The organism is Microcoleus pseudofavosus SVA1_A4 (assembly GCF_036700565.1).
Lineage (GTDB): Bacteria > Cyanobacteriota > Cyanobacteriia > Cyanobacteriales > Microcoleaceae > Microcoleus.
This window is the reverse complement of the sequence record NZ_JAUBPE010000149.1, coordinates 1-4,609: the sequence shown is the minus strand read 5'-3', so window position 1 is coordinate 4,609 and position 4,609 is coordinate 1. Positions and strand designations below refer to the sequence as shown.

Genomic DNA, 4,609 nt, shown 5'->3' with positions numbered 1-4,609 from the left:
TGACATTCAATTTCGGTAATTTGGTGATATTTCCATGTGTCTGATAGATTTTTTATGGCGGTTTCTGCGTCGGCAACACAGGCAAATTTTTGCCGGGAAAGCTTGCGTAGTGCGGCTTGAGCGCTTAATTCTTGTTTGTTTACTTGTTTGTCTATTTGTTTGATGCTTGCTTGTTTCCTGAGTTCACTTTCTCTGACTAACCATCTTTGTTTGATGTTTCCATATTCGCTGCCTCTTTCTGCTATCTTATATCCTTTTTTTGAGCTTGCTTGCCATTCGCTTTCTTGGATGTCTACGATTTTCTCTTGGCCTGATTTTATGCTTAATGGGACTCTTGTTATCCATTTGATTCCTGTCATTGCTGATAGGTTTTCCCTGGTGTATAAGGCGCTGTCTGCTACGCAGATTCCTTCAAATGTCCACTGCTTTTTGAATTCTTTTAGTCTTGATACGAATACGCTTTTGTCGTCGATATTTCCTGAATCTATTTTTAGATATAGTGGTATGTCTCCGTCTCCTGTTACAATCATGTCTATGATCAATTGTTTCAGGTCGGGTCGATGGTCTCTCGAGTATCCGTGAACTATTTCTATTGGTTTCATTTCGGATGTTTCTGGTTCTGGTTCTTTTTCTATTTGGTCGCTGTTTTTAACTTGGTTTTTATATTCTCCTTGTACGTACATTGAACTTCCATCTCAATGGATGCTGTTCATTTTTACTGGGAATTTATGGGCGGCTTTTATGGCGATTGTTGTGAAGAGTTTTGTGGTTCCTATTTGGTAATATTTATCGAGGGCTCTTCCCAGTCTATCGTCGTTGAGATGTTCGGGTAGTATTCCCTTTCCTATTAGATGTGATGTTGCTTTGCCTACGAAAAATTCCTCGAATATGTATAATGGGGCGCTTAAAAATCCTAGTCCATTCAAAATCATTGCTTTCATGACTTGTCCTGGGCTGAGCATTTCTTGGGTTGTTATTCCTACTATTTTATTGACTTCTTCTACTAATTCCATCTCGTCTATTATGCCTGCTACTATTCCTAGATGGTCTAAATCTAGGACTTTTATGGCTTCTTGATGCTCATTCATGGTTTTTTCCTCTTGGCTCCTAATTCGTTCATTGTAACTCAAAAAAGCCTGAAGTGATTACCCAGTAATCACTTCAGGCTTGAATTTTTAAAATTTATAACCATCAATTCTATTTAAAGACCTGCGGAATGTGGGTTACTAAATTTTTCATTTTAGCCATTTTTTCAGGGATTTGCCAAACTGAGATGCACCCTTTTTGGATTTTTGGATATTCGATCGCTCTTCTCAATGCAATCACTAACTTGGACCCATTGAGAAGAGCTTTGTATTGTTTTCAGGAAGCAGATTGAAAATGCCTAACCTTGATTTACTGCGCTGGGTTCCATGAACATAATTTCCCAAATGTGGCCATCTAAATCCTGAAAGCCATGACTATACATAAATCCGTAGTCTTTCGGTTCATTGTAAGTCGTTCCGCCAGCAGCAACTGCCTTGCCAATCATTTTATCCACTTCTTCTCGGCTCTGGGAAGACAAGCACACCAGCACTTCTGTACTCTTGGTGGCATCGCAAATTGGGTTGGGTGTAAATTCCTTGAACTTGGCTTCTGTCAAGAGCATGACGAAGATGTCTTCGCTCACAACCATACAAGTGGCAGTTTCGTCAGTAAATTGGGCGTTAAAACTGAATCCAAGTTTAGTAAAAAATTCGACGGACCGATCGAGATTTTTGACGGGTAAATTCACGAAAATTTTAGTAGCCATGTTTTCTCCTTTTTAACTTCGATCGCAAGGTGAAACATTAGCGATTTTTCGCTAATGTTTGAATTGTAGGGTAACGCTTGTGAGCAAACTTGAAAGGGTTAGGTAGCTTGCTGGGCATTAATCATCCACGGTGTGCCAAATCGATCGACAAGCATTCCAAAACGGGTAGACCAGAAGGTCTCTTGGAATGGCATCTTTACCGTTCCGTTTTCTGCCAACTTGTGAAAGATCCGCTCCGCTTCGACCAGATCGTCAAATTGAAGATTCACAGAGAATCCCTGTGGTTTTGTAAAGGAATCGGGTGGAGTGTCAGAACCCATCAATACCATTGCACCAACAGTTAAGTTGGCGTGCATGATTCGATCGCGCTGTTCGGAGGGAATTTCCTCAGACATGGGCCCATCCCCATAGGTCATCATGTCGTCGATTTTGCCACCTAAACACTGTTCGTAGAATTTAAATGCAGCTTCGCATTCACCGTCAAAAAATAGATAAATATTCGATTGCATCATGTACTCCTTTGGTTAATAGTCGATCGAGCAATCCATTCAGGCGAAATGATGTGGCTGCCGGACGAAAAGTTAGGCAGTATTTATGCCCTCAAGAACGCTGGAGTTGTTCTGCCCCCGCCCGAAGGCGTTCTTCCTGTTCCCTGAGTTCGGGCGTGAAGGATTCGCCGAAGTCCTCTGCTGTAAAGATCGGGCGAATTTCGATCGCGGATTCTCCTGGCATCGGGTTGGGGCAGCGTTTGACCCAGGCGATGGCTTCGTCCATCGACTGCACTTGCCAGATCCAGAACCCGGCAATCAGCTCTTTTGTCTCTGTGAACGGCCCGTCAATCACGCTCCGATTTGTGCCTGAAAACGTCACCCGCGCTCCTTTTGAGCTGGGATGCAGCCCTTCGCCAGCGAGCATAATTCCCGCCTTGACCAATGCTTCGTTGTACTGCCCCATTTCCGTCAGAAGCTGTTCGCTGGGCATGACGCCTGCCTCTGAGTCTTGGGTAGCTTTGACTAGAACTATGACTTTCATCGTGAAATCTCCTTTTGTTTGTGGTTGTTGAGCTGGGCTAAGGTGCGATCGTCAAAACGGCTTGAGACGTTTCTGGATCGAAGGGTACAGAGCAATGCTCGTGCACAATCTGCCATCTGCCCTGCTTCCGCTGGCACGCAGAGGTCATTCGCATCCACATCTGCGCCCCTGGGTGATCTTTTGGCATCCCTGTGAAGTGAAAAAGCCAGTGCGCGATCGCCAAATCACCGCTCACGGTAAGGCTGAGGTCTCGCATCTCAATCCCGAAGGAGTCCGGGAAGCAAGGCAGGCACGCCTCCCACGTCCGTCGAAATTCATCTCCACCTTTGGTTTGGAACGGCGGTATTGCATCGAAAATAATCACATCTTGGGCGTAGTGCGCCATGATGCGATCGAGGTCTTTGGCGCAGATGGCACTGGCCGTATCTGCGATGACTTGTCGAATCTGGGCTTCGTCTTGTGTTTTGGTGATTTCGGTTGTCATAGTCATAGTGGTATCTCCTTGTTGATGTCGATTGGTTTTCCGGGCGCAGATTGAAAACTCCTAACCCTTGCTCTACCATCTAGTCGAATAGAGGTGCGCGCGATCGACAAGTTGAACATTTTTTCTGAAAAAGTTTGTCCGTGCGGATGTGGAAGTTTGCGTTGAGCGGTATTGACGGCAACTACTGGTCTGATGGCAAGCCCGACAGTTCCACGATCGGGCGAATTTCAACCGTACCTTTACTGGCGCTTGGTAGGCGTGCTGCGATCGCGATCGCTTCGTCAAGATCCTTGGCATCGATCAGAAAGTAGCCGCCGAGTTGTTCGCGCGTCTCCGCAAACGGCCCATCGGTGACAAGTTTTTTGCCGTCACGCACTCGAATACTGGTTGCTGTGGCGATCGAGTGTAGCGGCGAAGCACCCAAATATTGACCGTTCGCTTGCAGTTCTTGGGTTAGCTGCAAAGACTTTGCGTAGCATTGCTGCCGCTCGCTTTCAGTCCAGGCATTTTCGTCGCTGTAAATCAGCAATATGTATTTCATCGTTGCTCCAAAATTCGATCTGAGATAGTCGCCTTCATTTAGTAGTCGTTCGGCGAGGCTGCAAATCGACAGCGGACCAAAAAATTTTTTCAGCTAAAGCCGCAGGAGCCTCACGCTGTACCCTATACGGGTCAGCGTTGAGAGGAATGCGGGTCAAAGAGGGGGGTTCAACACCCCCTTCTTTGACAATTTCTTTTGTAATGTTCGTAGGAATTCTCTAAACACATCGCTTTGGGTTCGAGATGTTAACTCGCAATACTTGACCAGAACCTCTTTTTCTTCTGAAGTAAGCCTAAACGTTGTTGTTTCTGTTTGTTTCACGATTGTATTTACATTAAATATGCAGTACAATTGTCTCATGAAACTAGCCTACCAGTTCAAACTACTGCCAACGTCCGACCAAAGACGCCGTATGAGCAAATGGCTCGATATGCTACGGCATCAATACAATTTTTTGTTGGCAGACAGATTTGATTGGTTTGAAATGAACAGGTGTTCAGTTAATGCCTGTCCACTGGTATGCAGTATTGCATCCCCAAGGGAACATCCTGAGTATTACGGACAGAAACGCTCACTTGTGTCTCTCAAGACAGAAAGAGAATGGTACAAAGATATCCATGCCGATGTCTTGCAGGACATGGTGAAGCGAGTAGACCTGGCATTTGCTCGTTTTATCAAAGGTGATAAGCTGAGACGCAGCTAGATTGTATAATATAAAAAAATAAGCAATCATTAGTTATAGTGTATGCCAGCCAAAAAC

6 protein-coding genes and 2 pseudogenes are annotated in these 4,609 nt (G+C 45.0%); 2 read left to right on the top strand and 6 right to left on the bottom strand.

The window, feature by feature from the left end; translation table 11 throughout:
• From QUA02_RS33800 to QUA02_RS32705, 6 genes and pseudogenes are all read right to left on the bottom strand, one after another.
• A pseudogene (locus QUA02_RS33800) lies at nt 1-1,088 on the bottom strand (IS1634 family transposase); the annotation flags it as partial.
• Nucleotides 1,089-1,384: 296 nt separating this feature from the next.
• Nucleotides 1,385-1,792, bottom strand: a complete 408-nt coding sequence (locus QUA02_RS32725; protein ID WP_333033886.1) for a VOC family protein — start codon at nt 1,790-1,792, stop codon at nt 1,385-1,387.
• 98 nt (nt 1,793-1,890) lie between these two features.
• On the bottom strand, nt 1,891-2,304 hold the full coding sequence (locus QUA02_RS32720) for a VOC family protein (RefSeq protein ID WP_333033885.1): 414 nt from the start codon (nt 2,302-2,304) through the stop codon (nt 1,891-1,893).
• An 88-nt stretch (nt 2,305-2,392) separates the two neighbouring features.
• Nucleotides 2,393-2,824, bottom strand: coding sequence for a YciI family protein (locus tag QUA02_RS32715; RefSeq protein WP_333033884.1), 432 nt, complete (start codon nt 2,822-2,824; stop codon nt 2,393-2,395).
• Nucleotides 2,825-2,861: 37 nt separating this feature from the next.
• Nucleotides 2,862-3,314 (bottom strand): YybH family protein, encoded by a 453-nt coding sequence (locus tag QUA02_RS32710; protein ID WP_333033883.1) that lies wholly within the window; start codon nt 3,312-3,314, stop codon nt 2,862-2,864.
• 175 nt (nt 3,315-3,489) lie between these two features.
• A complete protein-coding gene (locus QUA02_RS32705) occupies nt 3,490-3,849 on the bottom strand; it encodes a YciI family protein (RefSeq protein WP_333033881.1) in 360 nt (119 codons plus the stop codon).
• Between the two features lie 340 nt (nt 3,850-4,189).
• Between QUA02_RS32705 and QUA02_RS32700 the strand changes: the two are divergent.
• A pseudogene (locus QUA02_RS32700) lies at nt 4,190-4,330 on the top strand (helix-turn-helix domain-containing protein); the annotation flags it as partial.
• Nucleotides 4,331-4,426: 96 nt separating this feature from the next.
• Nucleotides 4,427-4,552 carry a hypothetical protein gene (locus QUA02_RS32695; protein WP_333033889.1) on the top strand — a complete coding sequence of 42 codons (126 nt, stop codon included), beginning with the start codon at nt 4,427-4,429 and terminating at the stop codon, nt 4,550-4,552.
• The last annotated feature ends 57 nt before the right edge of the window (nt 4,553-4,609 follow it).

Excerpts from the sequence above, each read along its gene's own strand:
- QUA02_RS32725 (WP_333033886.1), bottom strand. The coding sequence starts at position 1,792 with ATGGCTACTAAAATTTTCGTGAATTTACCCGTCAAAAATCTCGATCGG.
- QUA02_RS32720 (WP_333033885.1), bottom strand. The coding sequence starts at position 2,304 with ATGATGCAATCGAATATTTATCTATTTTTTGACGGTGAATGCGAAGCT.
- QUA02_RS32715 (WP_333033884.1), bottom strand. The coding sequence starts at position 2,824 with ATGAAAGTCATAGTTCTAGTCAAAGCTACCCAAGACTCAGAGGCAGGC.
- QUA02_RS32710 (WP_333033883.1), bottom strand. The coding sequence starts at position 3,314 with ATGACTATGACAACCGAAATCACCAAAACACAAGACGAAGCCCAGATT.
- QUA02_RS32705 (WP_333033881.1), bottom strand. The coding sequence starts at position 3,849 with ATGAAATACATATTGCTGATTTACAGCGACGAAAATGCCTGGACTGAA.